Below are 19042 nucleotides of genomic sequence, written 5' to 3'. Positions count from 1 at the left end.
ACGGTCTTTGTCTTTGCTCACCCCATCGGCTAAAGCAGTGCGTCGCTCTGCCCCTCCAACAAGAGCACTACTATCCCGTGGGAGGGGCTTTAGCCGCGAACTGTTTTAGCCGCGAGCTATTTTCAACTGGCCACGCGGTACGGATTGCGCGGGTCGTGGTTCCAGTCGAGGAAGGGTTTGCCAGTGTCCTGAGTCACCATCTCGATGCAGTCCTGCACCGGGCAGGTGATCTGGCACAGGTTGCAGCCCACGCACTCTGCGTCGATCACCTCGTATTTATGCGTGCCGTCGGCCTGGGGCAGGCTGGCGATGGCCTGGTGCGAGGTGTCTTCGCAGGCGATATGGCAGCGGCCGCAGCCAATGCAGGCGTCCTGGTCGATCCTGGCGATCACCTGGTAGTTGATGTCCAGGTACTTCCAGTCGGTGGTATTGCCCACCGCGCGCCCGGAGAAATCTTGCAGGCTGGCGTAGCCCTGGCTGTCCATCCAGCGCGACAGGCCGTCTTTCATCTCCTCGACGATGCGAAAGCCATGCAGCATGGCCGCCGTACACACCTGCACCGCACCGCAACCCAGTGCGACGAACTCCGCCGCGTCGCGCCAGCTACCAATGCCACCGATACCGCAGATCGGCAGGCCACGGGTTTCCGGATCGCGGGCGATCTCGGCAACCATGTTCAATGCAATGGGTTTGACCGCTGAACCGCAGTAGCCGCCGTGGGTGCTCTGCGTGCCGACGATGGGGAGAGCGACCATGCGCTCCAGGTCGATGCTGGTGATCGAGTTGATGGTGTTGATCAGCGACACCGCATCGGCGCCGCCACGATGTGCGGCGCGCGCCGAGGTGCGAATGTCGGTGATGTTCGGCGTCAGCTTGACGATCACTGGCAGCGAGCAATAGGTCTTGCACCAGCGGGTGACCATCTCCACGTATTCCGGCACCTGGCCGACCGCCGCGCCCATGCCGCGCTCGGGCATGCCGTGGGGGCAGCCGAAGTTCAGCTCGATACCGTCGCAGCCGGTGGCTTCCACAAGTGGCAGGATGGTTTTCCAGGATTCCTCGACACAGGGCACCATCAGGGAAACGATCAGCGCGCGGTCCGGCCAGTCCTTCTTCACCTGGGTGATTTCGCGCAGGTTGATTTCCAGCGAGCGGTCGGTGATCAGTTCGATGTTATTGATCCCGAGTACGCTTCTGTCAGCCCCAAAGTGCGCCGAGTAGCGTGACGACACGTTGACCGCTGCCGGGTCTTCGCCGAGCGTCTTCCAGACCACGCCGCCCCAGCCGGCCTCGAAGGCGCGGACCACGTTGTAGGCCTTGTCGGTGGGCGGCGCGCTGGCCAGCCAGAAGGGGTTGGGGGCCTTGATTCCGGCAAATTCGATGGATAGATCGGCCATTTATGCGGCCTCCACATTGAGCATCAGGTGAGAGTGGATGGCCTCGGCGGCCAGCTTGCCGTGCTGCACGGCTTGTACGGTGAGGTCCTGGCCCAGGGCGGTGCAGTCGCCGCCGGCATACACGCCGGGCACGCTGGTTTGCAGCTGGGCGTCGACCCAGATGCGTTCGCCTTCGCGCTTCAGTTCGCGGGCCAGCGGGTCGTTCAGGGCTTGGCCGTCAAAGGCCTGGCCGATGGCGGTGAAGATGGCGTCAGCGGCCAGCTCGAAGGTTTGTCCGGTGCTTTGCAGGCGGCCGTTCTCCAGACGCGTGCGGGCGAAGCGCATGCCGCGCACCTGACCCTGATCGTTCAACAGCACCGCGTCCGGCTGTGCCCAAGTCAGCAGGCGTACCTGATTGGCCTTGGCGATGTCCTGTTCGTGTGCGGTGGCGCCCATTTCCTCGAAGCCCCGGCGATAGACCAGGTTGACGTCGCGGGCACCGAGTTTGCTCATTTGCACCGCCATGTCGATGGCGGTGTTGCCGGCGCCGAGGACGATGCAGCGCTCGGCCACCGGCAGTTGCGTCAGGTCATCGCTCTGCCGTAGCTCGCGGATGTAATCGGTGGCGGCGAGCAGGCCCGGCGCCTCTTCGCCCGGCAGGCCGAGGCGCTTGCTGGCCGCCAGGCCGATGCCGAGAAACACGGCGTCGAACTGCTGGTGCAGCTCGCTGAGGCTGAGGTCGTCGCCCAGTTTGTGGCCGTGGCGGATCTCGATGCCGCCGATTTGCAACAGGAACTCCACTTCGCGTTGGGCGAAGTCGTCGACCAGCTTGTACTTGGCGATGCCGTATTCATTGAGGCCACCGGCTTTCTCGCGTGCCTCGAAGATCACCACCTCATGACCGTGCATGGCCAGGCGATGGGCGCAGGACAGGCCCGCCGGCCCTGCGCCGACCACGGCAATGCGCTTGCCGCTGGCCGGGGCGCGCTGGAACGGGTGCTCGCTGAACTGCGCGTTGTCGATGGCATAGCGCTGCAAAGGGCCGATCAGCACGGGCGCGCATTCCTGCGCGTTGTTACGCACGCAGGCTTGCTGGCACAGAATCTCGGTGGGGCAGACGCGGGCGCAGCTGCCGCCGAGGATATTCGCCGAGAGAATCTTCTCGGCCGCGCCCTGAACGTTCTCGTGGCTGATATTGCGGATGAACGAGGGGATGTCGATCTCGCTGGGGCAGGCGTTAACACAGGGCGCGTCGTAGCAATATAGGCAGCGAGCACTTTCCAGTGCGGCCTGGCGAGCGGTGAGCGGTGGGGCCAGATCGCTGAAACGATCGGCCAGTTCGGCCGCCCCGGCATCCGGTCGCGGCAAATGGCTGAGGGTGTCTATCACGGTTATTGCCTCACGGTTTTGTGGCTTTTATTCGGCAGTTAACAGCGGATAAGCGGCCATCCTGCCTCTGCGGGCCGGTGTGGCGGAATGGGTTGCGGCGGCGGCCGGGGCCGTGTGGGAGGGGCTTTAGCCGCGATTGGCTCGGGCCTCAACATCTTTCGCGGCTAAAGCGGTACGCCGCCCGGCCCCTCCCACGGCCCCAGATTCTGTCTCAGCGCTCGACTGCAACCGGCCGGCTGTGCTCGGCGCGTTTGCTCAGCAGGTCGAACACCGCCGGGTAGGCCGGGCGCTCGACATAACGGCCGGCGCCGCGTTCGGCGCGCAGGTCGCCATCGACCCAGACCAGCTTGCCGGCGCTGATGGTGTGGCTGGGCACGCCACGCACGGTCTTGCCTTCGAAGATGTTGAAGTCAACCTGCTGGTGATGGGTCTTGGCCGAGATAGTGCGTGTGCCTTGCGGGTCCCACAGGACCAGGTCGGCATCGGCGCCAACCTGCAGCGCGCCCTTGCGCGGGTAGAGATTGAAGATCTTCGCGGTGTTGGTGCTGGTCAGCGCGACGAAGTCAGTCATCGACAGCTTGCCGCTGTTGACGCCTTCATCCCAGAGCACCGCCATACGGTCCTCGATGCCTGCCGTGCCATTGGGGATCTTGCTGAAGTCATCGCGCCCTGCGGCTTTCTGCTCGGCGCAAAAGCAGCAGTGGTCGGTGGCGGTGGTGTGCAGGTTGCCCGACTGCAGGCCACGCCACAGCGCCTCCTGATGCCCACGCGGGCGAAACGGCGGGCTCATCACGTAGCCTGCGGCGGTTTGCCAGTCAGGGTGGCGATACACGCTGTCGTCCAGCAGCAGATGGCCGGCGAGTACCTCGCCGTACACCGGCTGACCCTTGGCGCGGGCATAGGTGATTTCGTCCAGGGCTTCCTGGGTCGAAACGTGCACCAGATACAGCGGCGTACCCAGCGTCTCGGCGATGCGGATGGCACGGCTGGCGGCTTCGCCTTCGACTTGGGAAGGCCGCGACAGCGGGTGCGCTTCCGGCCCGGTTAGGCCCTGAGCCAGGAGTTTCTGTTGCAGGTGATAGACCAGCTCGCCGTTTTCCGCATGCACGGTGGGCACTGCGCCCAGTTCGAGGCAGCGCTCGAAGCTGGCCACCAGGGTGTCGTCGGCGGCCATGATGGCGTTCTTGTAGGCCATGAAATGCTTGAAGCTGTTGACTCCGAACTTTGCCACCAGCTCGCCCATCTCGCGGCTGACCTCGTCGCTCCACCAGGTGATGGCGACGTGGAAACCGTAGTCGGACGCGGACTTCTCCGCCCAACCGCGCCAGGTGTGGAAGGCTTCGAGCAAGGATTGCTGCGGATTGGGAATCACGAAGTCGATGATCGAGGTGGTGCCGCCGGCCAGGCCTGCGGCGGTGCCGCTGAAGAAGTCCTCGCTGGCCACCGTGCCCATGAAGGGCAATTGCATGTGGGTGTGCGGGTCGATGCCGCCGGGCATCAGGTACTGGCCGCTGCCGTCGAGCACCTGGCAGCCGGCCGGGGCGTCGAGATCGTTACCGATGGCCTGGATCAGGCCGTCTGCGCAGAGCACATCGGCGCGGTAGCTTTGCTCATGGGTGACCAGGGTGGCGCCACGGATCAACAGCGACATGGTGGGTTCCTCGCAGGCTGGCCGATGCATGTCGGCTCTTGGCTTTCTGGCGCTGACGAGGGTAAGTGTCTATTCCTGTCAGCTGTGACAGGAATTGAATCTAGTTGCAGTAATCGGATTGGGCAAGATTATTTTTTGATCAATTATTTTATGTTTAAGATATTGAAAAATAACAATAAAAACTAAAAATCACCAAAATGGGGAGGGCTCTCACCATTTTGACGCACTTGACAGAATGCCAATATGGTCAAGATTTCTCATGGAAAATCAGCCGCTTGTGCCCTGGCATGGCGCGGCCTTGGGCGGCGAAAAAAAATCGCTTGCACCAGTTTGAATCCTGACTGACAGGACAAGCCGTCACGAGTCTGTCGATGGCGTCTGCTGGCGACGCCTGTGGCTTCAGATAAAACGTTTTCAGATCAGATGCTTAATGTGTTCAAGCAGGCAGGATGCAGGCCCAGCCGGGGAATGCGGCACGCTTATTGAGTGGCGCTGCCCCCGTGCTGGCCGGCTACTGAACTCCGGCCATCGAATTAGCCCGATGCGCTAACAATCAGAAAAATACTGGAGAGGCCCATGCAACAGAGCAGATCGGAAGTGACCGAGCGGGAGGGCTTGTATGAGCTGAACGCTGGCAGCGACGTACTCGACAGCCCGCGCTACAACCATGACATCGCCCCGACCAAGGTGCATCAGCGCACCTGGAACAAGTGGCACATCACCGCGCTGTGGGTCGGCATGTCGATCTGTGTGCCCACCTACACCCTGGGCGGTGTGCTCACCGCCTACTTCGGCCTGTCGGTAGGCGAGGCGCTGCTGGCGATCTTGCTGGCCAACGTCGTGGTGTTGATTCCGCTGACCCTCAACGCCTTTGCCGGCACCAAGTACGGTATCCCCTTTCCGGTATTGCTGCGTTCCTCGTTCGGCATACTCGGTTCCAACGTGCCCTGCCTGATCCGCGCCGTGGTGGCCTGCGGCTGGTTCGGCATTCAGACCATGTTCGGCGGCCTGGCGATCCACCTGCTGCTGGGTTCGATCTTCGAGGGCTGGAAGGCGCTCGGTGGCACCGGCGAGGTGATCGGTTTCATGGTCTTCTGGGCACTTAACCTGTGGATCGTGCTGCGCGGCGCCGAGTCGATCAAATTGCTGGAAACCTTGTCCGCGCCGCTGCTGGTGCTGGTTGGTGCCGGTCTGTTGGTGTGGGCGTTGCCCAACGTGTCGATGAGCGAGTTGCTGGCGCAGCCGGCCAATCGCCCCGAGGGTGCCAGCGTCACCGGTTACTTTCTCGCCGGGCTGACCGCCATGGTCGGCTTCTGGGCCACTCTGTCGCTGAACATCCCTGACTTCAGCCGCTACGCGAAAAGTCAGAAGGACCAGATTCTCGGGCAGATCTTCGGTCTGCCGCTAACCATGTTCCTCTTCGCTGCGCTCGGTGTGGTGATGACCGCCGCCTCGGAAGGTCTGGTGGGGCAGACGGTGGCCGATCCGGTCAGCCTGATCGGCCATATCCAGAGCCCCGGCTGGGTCGCCCTGGCCATGGCGCTGATCATCGTTGCCACACTGTCGACCAATACGGCGGCGAATATCGTTTCGCCGACCAATGATTTCCAGAACATCGCACCCAAGCTGATCGATCGCACCAAGGCGGTGATTCTAACCGGTCTGATCGGCCTGGGTCTGATGGGCCATGAGCTGCTGAAAAAGCTGGGGCTGCTGGTCTCCGAACTGAGCCTGGAGAGCGTGTATTCCAACTGGCTGCTGGGTTACTCCAGCCTGCTCGGGCCGATTGCCGGGATCATGGTGGTCGACTACTTCCTGATCAAGAAACAGCAACTCGACCTGGCCGGGCTGTACCGCGATGACGTCTACCCGGCGTGGAACTGGATCGGTTTCGCCGCCTTCGCCGTGCCGGTGGCGCTGACTCTGCTGTCGCTCGGTAGCAGCGCCTTCAGCTGGTTCTACGACTACGGCTGGTTTACCGGCTCTTTCCTGGGCGGCCTGATCTACTTCGGCTTGTGCAGCCTGCGTAGCGCAAGGCCGGTGGTGGCCAAGGCACCGGTGTAGGAGCGGGCTTGCCCGCGAAGCGATCCAGCAGACGCGTCCCGCGTCACAGACAACCAGAGAGGCCGAGGAAATGACCATGAACACTGCCACCGAGGTTCTGCAATCCAGCCAGCCGCACGTCAACGGCGAGCGCCTGTGGCAATCGCTGATGGAACTGGCGCAGCTCGGCGCCACCGTCAAGGGCGGGGTCTGTCGCCTGGCCTTGACCGACCTCGACCGCCAGGCGCGTGACCTGTTCGTGCGCTGGTGCGAGGAGGCTGGCTGCACCGTCACTGTCGATGGCGTCGGCAACATCTTCGCTCGCCGCCCCGGACGCAACGCTGCGCTGGCGCCGGTGATGACCGGCAGCCATATCGATACCCAGCCCACCGGCGGCAAGTTCGACGGCTGCTTCGGCGTGCTGGCCGGCGTCGAGGTGCTACGCACCCTCAATGACCTGGGCGTGCAGACCGAAGCGCCGCTGGAAGTGGTGGTGTGGACCAACGAGGAAGGCTCGCGCTTCGCCCCGTGCATGATGGGCTCCGGGGTGTTCGCCGAGAAGTTCACTCTTGAAGAAACCCTGGCCAAGCGCGACGCCGAGGGCATCAGTGTCGGCGAGGCGCTGAATGCCATCGGCTACGCCGGGCCACGGGCGGTGACCGGCCATGCGGTGGGCGCCTATTTCGAGGCGCATATCGAGCAGGGGCCGATTCTCGAAGATCAGGGCAAGACCATCGGCGTGGTGCTCGGTGCGCTCGGGCAGAAGTGGTTCGACCTCACTCTCAAGGGCGTCGAAGCCCACGCCGGGCCGACGCCGATGCACCTGCGCAAGGACGCTCTGGTCGGCGCTGCGGCCGTGGTCGCAGCGGTCAATCGGGTAGCGCTGGAGCATCAACCGCATGCCTGCGGCACGGTCGGTTGCCTGCAGGCCTACCCCGGTTCGCGCAATGTGATTCCCGGTGAGGTGCGCATGACCCTGGACTTCCGCCATCTGCAGCCGGAACGCCTGGATTCGATGATCGAGGCGGTGCGTGGAGTGATCGAGGCGACCTGTGCCAAGCACGGCCTGAGTTTCGAACTGACGCCGACCGCGGACTTCCCGCCGCTGTATTTCGACCAGGGTTGCGTCGAGGCGGTGCGCGGTGCGGCCGCCGGGTTGGGCTTGTCGCATATGGATATCGTCAGTGGTGCCGGCCATGACGCGATCTTCCTCGCCGAGCTGGGCCCGGCCGGGATGATTTTCGTGCCGTGCGAGGGAGGCATCAGCCACAACGAAATCGAGAATGCCGCACCGACGGATCTGGCTGCCGGCTGCGCGGTGTTGCTGCGCGCCATGCTCGCGGCCTCCGTGGCGCTGGCAGAGGGCAAGCTGGCGGCATGATTGGCCGAATCGCCATCGACTTGGGCGGTGGCAGTCATGGACGCCCGTGCCTGCTCGGGACAAGCTGCGCATTCCATTACCAAGCTGCGGAGCCTCCATGACCCTCGCCTACTGGTGCGTACTGATCGCCATCTTTCTGCCCTACCTGGGTACTGCCACCGCCAAGTTCCTTGGCCCCGGCTACGGACCGCGCGCCAATCAGGATCCGCGCGCGTTCCTGAGTACCCTGGAGGGCTGGCGCAAGCGCGCCAACAACGCCCAGCTCAACGGCTTCGAGGTAACCCCGGCGTTCGCTGCCGCGGTGATCATCGCCCACCAGGCCGGTGGTGCCGAGCAGGGGCTGCTCGACCAACTGGCCGTGGCATTCATCGTCAGCCGTGTGCTGTATTTCATCTGCTATCTGGCTGGCTGGGGGCCTGTGCGCTCGCTGGTGTGGTTCGCCGGGATGGGGCTGATCGCGGCGCTGTTCGTGGTGTCCGCCTAGTCGATATCTGCAACTGGTTGTGACGATGAGCTAGAAAGGCGCGCGACCGATTAGTCATCGCACTGTTCTGGTGCATTTTTGAGGTCAATTAGCCTGTAGGGCGGCTGGCCACATTCTTGCTTGCTCCCGATTATTTGGTGGGATTTCCCGCCGTCTGCCAGGGAGCCTCTCATGTCCGCCACCGCCTTTTTCGACCGCCTGCTCTGTGCCATCGGCCTGCGCACGCTGAATCAGCAATTTCTGTTTTCCTATGCGCTGATGTTTCTGCTCGCTGTGGTCGCTTCGGTGGCGCTGTACCTGAGCATGTCGGTATCGCCGGAGACCATCAATGTCGCCGGCGCGCAGCGCATGCTCAGCCAGAAGATGACCAAGGAGGCGCTGTTGCTGCGTGAAGGCGTCCTGCCTGCAACGACGCTGGAAGCTACCATGGCGCAGTTCGACGCCGCCCATCGCGACCTGCTGAGTGGCAACGCGGCGCGCAATATCAGTGCCATCGCCGAGCCCAGCGTCCAGGCGCAGATGAACAAGGTCGGTGGTCTCTGGCAGGGCTTTCGTACGCAATTGCAGCGTGTGGTTGCGGGCGATGCGGCAGTCGACCTCAAGGCCCTGGAGCAGCAGTCGGTCGAGTTGCTGCGCGAGATGAACCAGGTCGTCGGCTTGATGGCCGCGCACGCTGAAGGCAGCCAGCGCCGCCAGATGTGGCTGGCGTTCGGTTGCGTGCTGGGCATTCTGGCGCTGGTGGTGCTGGGCCGTCAGTTCGGCCTGCGCCCGCTGATGCACAACCTCAATGCGGTGGAGGGGGCGCTGACCCGGGTCGGCTCCGGCGACTTCACGCGTAGCCTGGACGGTCGTCAGGGTGACAACGAGATCGGCCGCATCTTCGCCGGCTACAACCGCATGCAGGAGCAGGTGCGTGGCTTGCTGGCGGAGGTCAAGCGCAGCGGCGAGCGTACCGGCGAGCATGTCGGCAATGTGGTCGGCGCCGCCCAGTCGGCGGGCGATGGTGTGCGGCGCCAGTACGAGGATCTCGATCAGGTCGCCACCGCGATGAACGAGATGAGCGCCACCGTGGCGGAGGTGGCGCGTCACGCTGCCCATGCAGCCGAGTCGGCACGCAGTGCCGATGATTGTGCGCAGAGCGGCAAGCAGGTGGTGCAGCGTAGTGCGGCGCAGATCGCCGAACTGGTGGAACAGCTGCAGCGCAGTGGCGAGCAGGTACAGCGCCTGGAGGCCGAAACCGGTGGTGTCGGCAAGGTGCTCGAAGTGATCACCGGCATCGCCGAGCAGACCAATTTGCTGGCGCTCAACGCGGCCATCGAGGCGGCGCGCGCCGGTGAGGCAGGGCGTGGCTTCGCCGTGGTCGCCGACGAGGTGCGCACCCTGGCCAGTCGCACCCAGCAATCGACTGGTGAAATCCAGGCGATCATCCAGCGTTTACAGGGCGGTGCGCGTGATGCGGTTCTGGCGATGCAGCGCAGCGCGGCCCTGGCCGACGGCAACCTTCAGCACATTCGTCAGGCCAGTGAGGCCCTGGAGACCATCGTCGGGGCGGTGGATGGCATCAATGCCCTGAATGCGCAGATCGCCACGGCCGCAGAACAGCAGAGCCAGGTGGCGCAGGAGATCGATCAGCGGGTAACGCACATCTCCAGCCTGGCCGAGCGCAGCCAGGGCGAGACCGAGAGCGTGGTGCAGGTCAGTGCGCAGATTCAGGGCGAGGTGCAGCAGCTCAACAGCCAACTGGGGCGCTTCCGTACCTGAACCCTGGCTGACCAACGCGTACAAACGACAGCTGTTGTGACAAGAGGTCGCTTGGCCCGGCCGGGGTGAGCCGCGATACTGTCGGCCCCTTGTCGCCTGGAAGTCGTGTCGATGACCTTGAAGAAACTCCTGCTGCTCACCTGCATCTGCCTGACCCTGGCTGCTTGTGGTGGGGTCGACCCCAACTCGCCGTTGGGCAAGCGCCAAGCCGCGTTCAAGGAGATGCTCAAGGTCAGCGAAGACCTCGGTGGGATGTTGCGCAATCGTATTCCCTACGACGAAGCCGCATTCATCAGCGGCGCAGCCAAGCTCGAGCGTCTGTCGCACGAGCCCTGGCAGCACTTTCCACAGGTACGTGACGACGAGCGCAGCAAGGCCAATCCCGAGGTCTGGCAGCGCCAGGAGCAATTCCAGAAGATGGCGCGTGGTCTGGAGCAGGCCACCGCCGCACTGGTGCAGGTGACGACCGCGCCGCCGCTACGCCGCTCCGAGCTGGAGCCGGCAGTGCAGGCCATCGAGGACAGTTGCGAGGCCTGCCACAAGGCGTTTCGCGCTTACTGATCGGCGCGCGCTTCGGCCTCGGCCTGCTCCAGTTCGGCGCGCGCCTCGGCCAACTTGGCCTGACGCTTGGCGATCTTTTCCTGATCGCCCTTGCCCATGGCTTCGCGCAGATCCATCTCACGCTCTTGCACTTCCTCACGGGCCTCCTTGACGCTGGCCAGGCGATCACTGTGCAGGGTGGCGTCGTCGCAATTCATTTCCACATTGCCCAGCGCCCTTTGCAATCCATCCAGTTGCTGCGTGTTGCCGTTCTTGCGCGCGGCCTCGATCTTTTCTTCGATGACCTGGCGCTTGGCCGCACAGCCACCGTCGCCGTCTGCAGCGAGGATGGGCGTGGCATTGAGATTGGCGGCCAGCAACAGGCCGAGCAAGGCGGTTTGACGAATCATGGTCTGTCCTCGTGTAGGTCTACTTCGAAGTGACCCTGGTTGCTGCGCGAGGTTCGACCCGATTGAGCCATCTGCTGATTTGGGTCAATCGCGCGGTGAATTTTCCTGCGGCAGGAAACCGACGGTGCCGGCCTCCTGCAGTTGCGCGCCCAGGCGCTGAACCTCCGGGTGGCTGAAGAACGCCAACAGGCGCTCGGCGCTGTTCTGGCTCACGCCGGGTTGCTGCATCCACTCGGCGTGGCTGCGAGCCACTAGCGTGGCCCAGTCATCCTTCGAGCCGAGTTGAAAACCGGCTGGTGCACCGAGCGCCTGCAGCCATTGCTGCAGTGAGCGCTGCTGGGCCTGGGCGAAGGCCTGCTGCAGCTGCGAGGCGCGCCGTGGGCCGATACCCGGCAGCTGTTGCAGGTGTTCGCTATCGAGTGCCAGCCAATCGAGCAGACCCACCAGTTTCTGCCCCGCCAGTAGCGTGCTCCAGGTGCCTGGTCCCACGCCGGGCAGGTTCAGCCCCTGTTTGCCTGCGAGCCAGTTCAGGCGTGCCTGGAACTGTTGCTGACATTCGCTACTGAGTCGCCAGCAACTCATGGCGTGGTATCGATTGGGATCGGGAGCGTGCACTATTGCACGCTCCGGGCTGCGCCAGATCACCTGGTCGAGGCGTGGAATGGTCAGGCCGGCCAGGCGTATCGCCACCTGATCGCCGGGGCGAATGTCCAGTTCTTCCCAGGTTTGCAGCGAGCCGAGAGCGACCCGGCTGATGCGCCGCTCGTCGAGGTCGACCGGCTGCAAACGCAGGATCGGCGTGATACGTCCAGTACGGCCGATACTGAAATCCACCGCCTGCACCACGGCCAGCGCCTGGCTGGCCGGGTATTTCCAGGCAATCGCCCAGTGCGGCGCTTCTGCCTGCCAGCGCGCTCCGGATGGCCGCGTGCCCTGACGCAGGACCACACCGTCGCTGGCGAACGATAGCGGCGCATTAAGCCAGTGCTGGCGCCAGCCGCGGGCATCCGCCGTGCTATTGAGTGGCTGGGTGTAATGCAGGCTGTCGCTGAAGCCTAGATTTTGCAGGGCTTTCAGGCGCTCGGGCATGTTCTCAGGGCCGTTCGGCCAGTCCCAGACGAACAGGCCAATGGCGTTGGTTTCCTGCTCATCGAGTGACTGTCGCGCCATCAAGCCTGCCACCTTGCCGCGTGCTCCGGCGCCACCGTCGCGGCTCTGAACATGGTCGTCCAGGCGCCAGTAAAGCTCGCCTTGCAGCACGGCATCTAATGGCTGTTTCAGGTGCTTGGGAATGGCTGGTAGCTGTCTGGCGCGCGCTGTCCAGTCCTGTCCATGGCGTCCATCGCCGCGGCTGATGGCTTGTTTCAGGATGCCGCCCTGGTAGACCAGAGTAACTGCGACACCATCGACCTTGGGCTGAATCCACAGGCTGTCGCGGCTGGCGACCCATTCGGCTACCGCCGCATCGTTCAGCTTGCGCAGGCCGGTTTGTGCCACGGGGTGAGCGAGCTTGCCCGTACTGCCGGCCAACGGTTCCGGCAGGTCAACGAGCGCGTTCGGGAAGCACTGATGCCAGGATTGCAGGCGCTCACGGGCTTGATCGTAAAGTTCATCGGCGATCAGCGAGCGACCATGATTGTGGTAGGCATCATCCCACTCGGCGATCTGCTGGCTAAGGACAGAGAGTTCGCTCTTGGCGCGGTTGGCCGGCCAGTCGGGGCAGGGGGCTGCCTGTGCGGTCAATGGAAAAAGGAGCAGCGCGATCCAGCGTGTCATGGCAAGCGTCCGTGCTTGGGATTGAATTCTCAGCCTAGACGATTTCGCGACGCCTGTCGGGTGAAGGGTGCTTTCACCTACTCCAGCATAGAAAAAGCCCTGCGCAGGCAGAGCGTGTGAAAACGCACTGACGCCAGAAAAATCCAACGCCCCGACTGGTTTGGGGCGTTGGTGTTTTTGATGCTTGGAAATGGAAAGCGGGATTTACCCCAACAGTTCGATCAACCGACGGGCACCCATCACATTGATGGCACGCTTCAGGTTGTAGGCGTTGACTGCCAGGGCCATTTCCGTCCGAGCGCCCTGCAGTTGTCGGAGCAGGAAGCGACCATTACCCAAAATCCATTGCTTCAGGTTGCCAAAGGGATGTTCGACGATGGAGCGGCGCCTGACCATCATCTCTGGATGCACCTGCATCCGCTGATGCATGCGCTCGAATGCGGCCTCATGGACATGCCGAGTCACGTGTCGACGTTTAGCCTTGGTGCAGCGTGATTTCAATGGACAAGCCGTGCAGTCGCCGCGTAAAGCATAAATGCGCTGTAGGCCGTTTACCTGCTTGAGCGGTAACCATTGGCCTGCAGGGCATTGGTACTGGTCGTTTTCTACGTCGTAGCTGAAGGCGCTGCGATCGAATAGCGGCGTGTCGTCGCCCTTGTTATTTATGCCCCGATTCTCCGGCACATAGGCCGTAATCCCAGCATCATCACACGCTTGAAACTGCTCACCATTGGAGTAGCCCGCATCGGCTGTAACCGTCAGCTCTTCCTGCGCCAGGATCGCCTGGGCAGCCTTGGCCATAGGCTCCAGTTGTTGGTTATCGCTGCCGTCCTGAGTGACAGCATGATGCACGATCAGCCCATGCTCGCCATCCACCGCGTTTTGCACGTTATAAGCCACGCGAGCCCCCTGGTGGGTACGCATCATGCGCGCCTCGCTCTCACCCATGACGAACTGCTCCAGCCCCTGTACCTCCATCAACGCCTGGGCTGTCAGGTTATCGGCATGTTGGCTCTCCAGCTGCTGCAGCGCAGCCTTGACCGCACTGCGATCAACCACTTCAGCGGCCTCACTGCGGTCAGCCTCGTCCAGTTAGGCCAGATAACGGCTTATCTGCGCCTCCAGCTTGGCTTGTTGGCGCTTGAGCTTCGTCAGGCTCAGATGCTTGCGTTGCGACGCTACCGCCTGAAACTTGCTGCCATCGATGGCCACGAGTTGCCCGCTGATCAGCCCCACCTGGCGACAGAACTGGACGAATGTGCGGCAGGTCGCCTGAAAAGCAGCGCTGTTGTCCTTGCGAAAATCAGCAATGGTCTTGAAATCCGGTGCCAATCGGCCCAGCAGCCACATCACCTCGACATTGCGTTGGCACTCGGCTTCCAGGCGCCGGGAGGAGCGGATGCGCTGGAAGTAACCGTACTGATAAAGCTTGAGTAGATCCGCTGGATCATAGCCAGGACGTCCAGTCTTGAGTGGTTCGGCCTTGCTGAAACCCAGAGCCTGCAAATCCAGGCGGGCGACATAGGCCTCGATCACCCGTACCAGGTGATCCTCCGGCACCAGCTCCTCCAATGTGGGAGGAAACAGGCTGCTTTGCTGACGACCTTCGCCCTGGATGTAGCCCATAAACGACAATGCCCCCATCGAATGATGGAGGCATTGTCTTCAGCTTGCTCTCAGACTGCTAGGTTTTCACACAGTCTGGCAGGGCAGGGCTTCTCTTGTCGTCGCTGAGCCTTACAGGCCTGCGGCGGCGCGCAGGTCGGCGGCCTTGTCGGTGCGCTCCCAGGTGAAGGTGGTGAAGCTGTCTTCGCCGACGGTCTTGGACTGCGGCGTGCGGCCGAAGTGGCCGTAGGCAGCGGTGTCCTGGTACATCGGGTGCAGCAGGTCGAGCATCTTGGTGATGGCGTAGGGGCGCAGGTCGAACACGTCACGCACCAGTTTGATGATCTTGTCTTCGGCGATCTTGTGGGTGCCGAAGGTATTGATCGAGATGGAGGTCGGCTGGGCCACGCCGATAGCGTAGGACACCTGGATCTCGCAGCGCTCGGCCAGGCCGGCGGCGACGATGTTCTTGGCCACGTAGCGGCCGGCGTAGGCGGCGCTGCGGTCGACCTTGGATGGGTCCTTGCCGGAGAAGGCGCCGCCGCCGTGACGGGCCATGCCGCCGTAGCTGTCGACGATGATCTTGCGTCCGGTCAGGCCGCAGTCGCCCACCGGGCCGCCGATCACGAAGTTGCCGGTCGGGTTGATGTGGAACTGGGTGTCCTTGTGCAGCAGTTCGGCGGGCAGGGCGTGCTTGATGATCAACTCCATCACGCCTTCGCGCAGGTCGGCCAGCGAGACGTCCGGGCTGTGCTGGGTGGATAGCACCACGGCGTCGATGCCGACCACTTTGCCGTTCTCGTAGCGGCAGGTGACCTGGGACTTGGCATCCGGGCGCAGCCAGGTCAGCAGACCGGACTTGCGCGCTTCGGCCTGGCGCTCGACCAGGGCGTGGGAGAAGCGGATCGGTGCCGGCATCAGCACGTCGGTTTCGTTGCTGGCGTAGCCGAACATCAGGCCCTGGTCGCCAGCGCCCTGATCTTCCGGCTTGGCGCGGTCGACGCCCTGGTTGATGTCCGGGGACTGCTTGCCAATGATGTTGAGCACACCGCAGGTGGCGCCGTCGAAGCCGACGTCGCTGCTGGTGTAGCCGATATCGCAGATCACGTCGCGGACGATCTGCTCCAGGTCGACCCAGGCGCTGGTGGTCACTTCGCCGGCGACGATGGCCACACCGGTCTTGACCAGGGTTTCCACAGCCACGCGGGCGTGCTTGTCCTGGGTGATGATGGCGTCGAGCACCGCATCGGAGATCTGGTCGGCGATCTTGTCCGGATGCCCTTCGGACACGGACTCGGAGGTAAACAGGGAATACTCGCTCATCTATCGGTTCCTTTCTTGCCGGAGGCTGAAGGCGCTGTGCGCATCGGGTTTGGCAAAGTGCCGTAATTGAATCTGAAAGCCGTTTTTCAGGCCTATGTAGAGGCTTTCGCCGGGCGTCAGGCCGGCGGCCGTCGCCCAGCGCGCCAGGTCTTCCTGTTCGAAGCCGAGCCATAGATCGCCGCAGGCTTCGCGTGCCCAGCTCTGGTCGTGGCTGCACAGCTCGCTGAGCAGCAGGCTGCCGCCGGGTGCGACCAGGGCGGCCAGTTTGCGAAAGGCCTCGGCCGGCGTGGCGAAGTGGTGCAGTACCATGTTCAGTACCACGCAGTCGGCAGGCTGCTCTTCATCCTGTAGCGCATCGGCCAGTTTCAGCTCGACGTTGTCCAGGCCCTCGGCGGCGCAGCGCTGGCGCGCCAGTTCGAGCATCGCCGGGCTGTTGTCCAGCGCCGTGACCTGGGCGAAACGACGCGCCAGCTCGGGCAGGAAGGCACCATCGCCAGGCCCGATTTCCAGCGCCGTGGCGTCCGGCGCGAAATGCAGGGCGTCGAGCAGCGCCAGCAGGCTGTCGCGGTACTGCGGCAAACCGGCGATCAGATCCTGCTGGGCCTGGAAGCTGGTGGCCATGCGCGCGAAGAAGTCGCGGCTGATGGTGGCGCGTTGCTGGTGCACGGCGGCGATGCGCGCCTGCACCTCGCCCGCCAGCGGCAGTGCGTCGATCTCTTCCAGCAGCGCCGCATGCAGGCGGCCGCCCGGTAGCGCACGGCGGTAGAAGATCGCGTTGCCTTCGCGGCGGGTGGCCACCAGGCCGGCCTGGGCCAGGACCTTGAGGTGATGGCTCATGCCCGACTGGCCGATGGCGAAGATCTGCGCCAGTTCCAGCACGCCGAACGAATCGTTGCTCAGAGTGCGCAGCACGTTCAGGCGCAGCGGATCGCCGCCGGCCTTGCACAGGGCGGCGAGCTCGTCGCAGGGGTCGAAATCCAACTGGGGTGCGCGCAGGGTCATGGGGGCGCAGTCTAGTCGGTCATTTTTCATACAGCAATACCAATATCAAAAAGTTTTGATATTGGTATTGAGGCTAGCCTGGCGCCTGGCTCAGTTGCAGAAAAGCGGCGGGGGCCGGGCTCAGGCTGGTGCCGAGTCGCCATAGCACATGCAGTTCACGCTCGATCTGCAGGTCCTGCACCGCCAAGCGCTGCAGTTCGCCGCTGGCCAGTTCACGTTCGACCACCCGCTGCGACAGCCAGGCGATGCCTTGGCCGTCGGCGAGCAGGCGCTTGAGCGCTTCGGTGCTGCCGATGGCCATGCCGGCCTGTGGCTCCAGTTCGTGGTCGCGATAGGCCTGCTCGATACTGGCGCGAGCGCCGGATCCGGGTTCGCGCATATACAGCGGGTACGCCTGCAGGTCGCGGGCCTCAAGGCGCTCGGCCCTGGCCAGCGGGTGCAGCGGCGATGCCACCGGAAGCAGGGCATCGCGCGCCAGCAGGCGATGCGCGTAGTCGGCCTGGGCGAACGAGCCTTCGACGAAGCCCAGGCTGATGCGGCCCTCGTCCAGTTGCCGGGTCACGACGTCGGTGTTGCTGACTCCCAGGCTGACGAATATCTGTGGATGCAGGGCGCGAAAACGGGTGAGCAGGGGCGGCAGCAGGTAGGCGCCGAGCGTGGCGCTGGCGCCCAGATGCAGCTCGCCCTGCTCCAGTTGGGCGAAGTCACGCAGGTCGCGTTCGGCGGCGCGCTCCAGGGCGAAGATGCGTCGCGCGTAGTCATGCAGGCGCAGGCCGCCTTCGGTCAGTCGCACGCCGCGTGGCTGGCGATCGAACAGGCGCAGGTCGAGGCTAGCTTCGAGATCGCGAATTTCCCGCGTCACGGCAGGCTGGCTGATGTGCAGGTGTTCGGCGCCGGCGCTGATGCTGCCGGCGTCTGCCACGGCAAGGAAGACCTTTAGATGATGAAGGTTCATGACTTTGTATAAGTGAAAGGTATGGATTGAATGCTGAATATGTATTTTTCATATGGCAAGCCAATTCTTACCCTTGCGCCATCACTCATGTCACGGGACTACCCGACTCATGCCACGCCCCTTCAGTCGTCTACCCGAGCCCCTGGCTTTCATTCGTCATTTCACTCCCAGCTGGTTCGCCGTGACCATGGGCACCGGTGTGCTGGCGCTGGTGATCGCTTATCTGCCCTGGCAACTGCCTGGATTGCTGATGCTCGCCGAGGGGCTGTGGTTTGTCGCGGTCAGTCTGTTCGCGCTGTTCAGCCTGCTGTTTCTGCTGCGCCTGACGCTGTTTCGCGAAACCATCTGGCCGATGCTGCTGCACCCGGTGCAGTCGATGTTCCTTGGCGCCATTCCCATGGGCCTGGCGGTGCTGATCAAGGGCTTGCTGCTGTTCGGCGTGCCGCGCTGGGGCGAGGGGATTTACGCGCTGGCCCATGCGCTGTGGTGGCTGGATGCAGCGCTGGCGCTGCTTGGCGCGTTGCTGGTGCCCTATCTGATGTTCACCCGCCAGCACCATGCACTGGAAAAACTCACCGCGGTGTGGCTGCTACCTATCGTTGCACCGGAGGTCGCCGCCAGCACGGCAGGCGCGCTGGCGCCGCATCTGGCGGCCGAGGCGGCGCAACAGTTATTGGTGGCCGGCTTCGTGCTCTGGGGATTGTCGCTGTCGCTGGCGTTTTCGCTGATCACGCTGGTGCTGCTGCGCCTGGCCCTGCACAAACTGCCGGATACCGATTTTGCCGCCACCAGCTGGCTACCGCTGGGGCCGCTGGCCACCGGTTGCCTGGGGTTGCTGAGCATGGGGCATGCGGCGCCGCTGGCCTTTGCCGGTACGCCGCTGGTGGGCGCCGCCGAGCTGGCGCGGGATCTCGGCCTGATCGGCGGCCTGGCGCTGTGGGGCGCGGGCTTGTGGTGGCTGGTGATCGCCACGCTGTTCACTCGCCACTACATCCGCGACAACATGCCGTTCAACCTCGGCTGGTGGGGGTTTACCTTTCCGCTGGGGGTATTCGCCCTGGCCACCTTCGAGCTGCAGGCGGTGACCGGCTTGAGCTTTTTTGCCTTCATCGGTCTGCTGCTGGCGGTGCAACTGGCGGCAGTCTGGACGCTGGTGTTCAGTCGCACGCTCGCCGGCGTCTGGCATGGCGAGTTGTTTCAGGCGCCTTGTCTGGGTGGGCCGGGCAGCCCGGCGGTGAGCGTTTTGAGCGAACAGGCGGGCTGATTTGGTCTCTACGACCATCTGTCATTGCCCCATGGGGGCCGGCTGGGCGAAAATAGGCGTCTTTTTTCGCCCCCTTCATTCA

At 63.6% G+C, this 19042-nt stretch carries 14 protein-coding genes and 1 pseudogene; 6 read left to right on the top strand and 9 right to left on the bottom strand.

Annotated elements, in window-relative coordinates:
• Nucleotides 1-122: 122 nt before the first annotated feature.
• The 3 genes from preA to hydA form a co-directional block, all read right to left on the bottom strand.
• Nucleotides 123-1397 carry an NAD-dependent dihydropyrimidine dehydrogenase subunit PreA gene (preA, locus tag PSOLE_RS00395; RefSeq protein WP_003458824.1) on the bottom strand — a complete coding sequence of 425 codons (1275 nt, stop codon included), beginning with the start codon at nt 1395-1397 and terminating at the stop codon, nt 123-125.
• On the bottom strand, nt 1398-2765 hold the full coding sequence (locus tag PSOLE_RS00390; protein WP_074855200.1) for an NAD(P)-dependent oxidoreductase: 1368 nt from the start codon (nt 2763-2765) through the stop codon (nt 1398-1400).
• Between the two features lie 211 nt (nt 2766-2976).
• On the bottom strand, nt 2977-4416 hold the full coding sequence (gene hydA, locus PSOLE_RS00385) for a dihydropyrimidinase (RefSeq protein WP_003458828.1): 1440 nt from the start codon (nt 4414-4416) through the stop codon (nt 2977-2979).
• Nucleotides 4417-4992: 576 nt separating this feature from the next.
• Between hydA and PSOLE_RS00380 the strand changes: the two genes are divergently transcribed.
• The 5 genes from PSOLE_RS00380 (at nt 4993) to PSOLE_RS00360 (ending at nt 10646) form a co-directional block, all read left to right on the top strand.
• Nucleotides 4993-6480 carry an NCS1 family nucleobase:cation symporter-1 gene (locus PSOLE_RS00380; protein WP_074855201.1) on the top strand — a complete coding sequence of 496 codons (1488 nt, stop codon included), beginning with the start codon at nt 4993-4995 and terminating at the stop codon, nt 6478-6480.
• Between the two features lie 76 nt (nt 6481-6556).
• Nucleotides 6557-7840 carry a Zn-dependent hydrolase gene (locus PSOLE_RS00375; protein WP_003458831.1) on the top strand — a complete coding sequence of 428 codons (1284 nt, stop codon included), beginning with the start codon at nt 6557-6559 and terminating at the stop codon, nt 7838-7840.
• A gap of 97 nt (nt 7841-7937) precedes the next feature.
• On the top strand, nt 7938-8324 hold the full coding sequence (locus tag PSOLE_RS00370) for an MAPEG family protein (protein ID WP_003458833.1): 387 nt from the start codon (nt 7938-7940) through the stop codon (nt 8322-8324).
• A gap of 171 nt (nt 8325-8495) precedes the next feature.
• Entirely contained in the window at nt 8496-10085 is a 1590-nt protein-coding gene (locus tag PSOLE_RS00365; protein ID WP_003458836.1) for a methyl-accepting chemotaxis protein, read from the top strand.
• Between the two features lie 111 nt (nt 10086-10196).
• Complete coding sequence (locus tag PSOLE_RS00360; RefSeq protein ID WP_003458838.1) at nt 10197-10646, top strand: c-type cytochrome; 450 nt, start codon at nt 10197-10199, stop codon at nt 10644-10646.
• Here the strand turns inward: PSOLE_RS00360 and PSOLE_RS00355 are convergent.
• From PSOLE_RS00355 to PSOLE_RS00330, 6 genes and pseudogenes are all read right to left on the bottom strand, one after another.
• Nucleotides 10640-11035, bottom strand: coding sequence for a DUF1090 domain-containing protein (locus PSOLE_RS00355; protein WP_003458839.1), 396 nt, complete (start codon nt 11033-11035; stop codon nt 10640-10642). The genes PSOLE_RS00360 and PSOLE_RS00355 overlap by 7 nt on opposite strands.
• 84 nt (nt 11036-11119) lie before the next feature.
• Complete coding sequence (gene ligB / locus PSOLE_RS00350) at nt 11120-12811, bottom strand: NAD-dependent DNA ligase LigB (RefSeq protein WP_074855202.1); 1692 nt, start codon at nt 12809-12811, stop codon at nt 11120-11122.
• A gap of 204 nt (nt 12812-13015) precedes the next feature.
• Nucleotides 13016-14437: pseudogene (locus PSOLE_RS00345) on the bottom strand (IS1182 family transposase).
• Nucleotides 14438-14548: 111 nt separating this feature from the next.
• Complete coding sequence (gene metK / locus PSOLE_RS00340) at nt 14549-15739, bottom strand: methionine adenosyltransferase (RefSeq protein WP_074855203.1); 1191 nt, start codon at nt 15737-15739, stop codon at nt 14549-14551.
• Nucleotides 15740-16741 carry an ArsR/SmtB family transcription factor gene (locus tag PSOLE_RS00335; RefSeq protein WP_074855204.1) on the bottom strand — a complete coding sequence of 334 codons (1002 nt, stop codon included), beginning with the start codon at nt 16739-16741 and terminating at the stop codon, nt 15740-15742.
• Between the two features lie 73 nt (nt 16742-16814).
• A complete protein-coding gene (locus PSOLE_RS00330) occupies nt 16815-17696 on the bottom strand; it encodes a LysR family transcriptional regulator (protein ID WP_074855205.1) in 882 nt (293 codons plus the stop codon).
• Nucleotides 17697-17805: 109 nt separating this feature from the next.
• Here PSOLE_RS00330 and PSOLE_RS00325 point away from each other — a divergent pair, with 109 nt between their 5' ends.
• Nucleotides 17806-18960, top strand: a complete 1155-nt coding sequence (locus tag PSOLE_RS00325) for a TDT family transporter (protein ID WP_074855206.1) — start codon at nt 17806-17808, stop codon at nt 18958-18960.
• Nucleotides 18961-19042 lie beyond the last annotated feature (82 nt).

It is taken from the genome of Pseudomonas oleovorans subsp. oleovorans (genome assembly GCF_002197815.1).
Classification (GTDB): Bacteria; Pseudomonadota; Gammaproteobacteria; order Pseudomonadales; family Pseudomonadaceae; genus Aquipseudomonas; species Aquipseudomonas oleovorans.
Note: the sequence above shows the minus strand (reverse complement) of the source record. Positions and strands in the feature narration are given on the sequence as shown.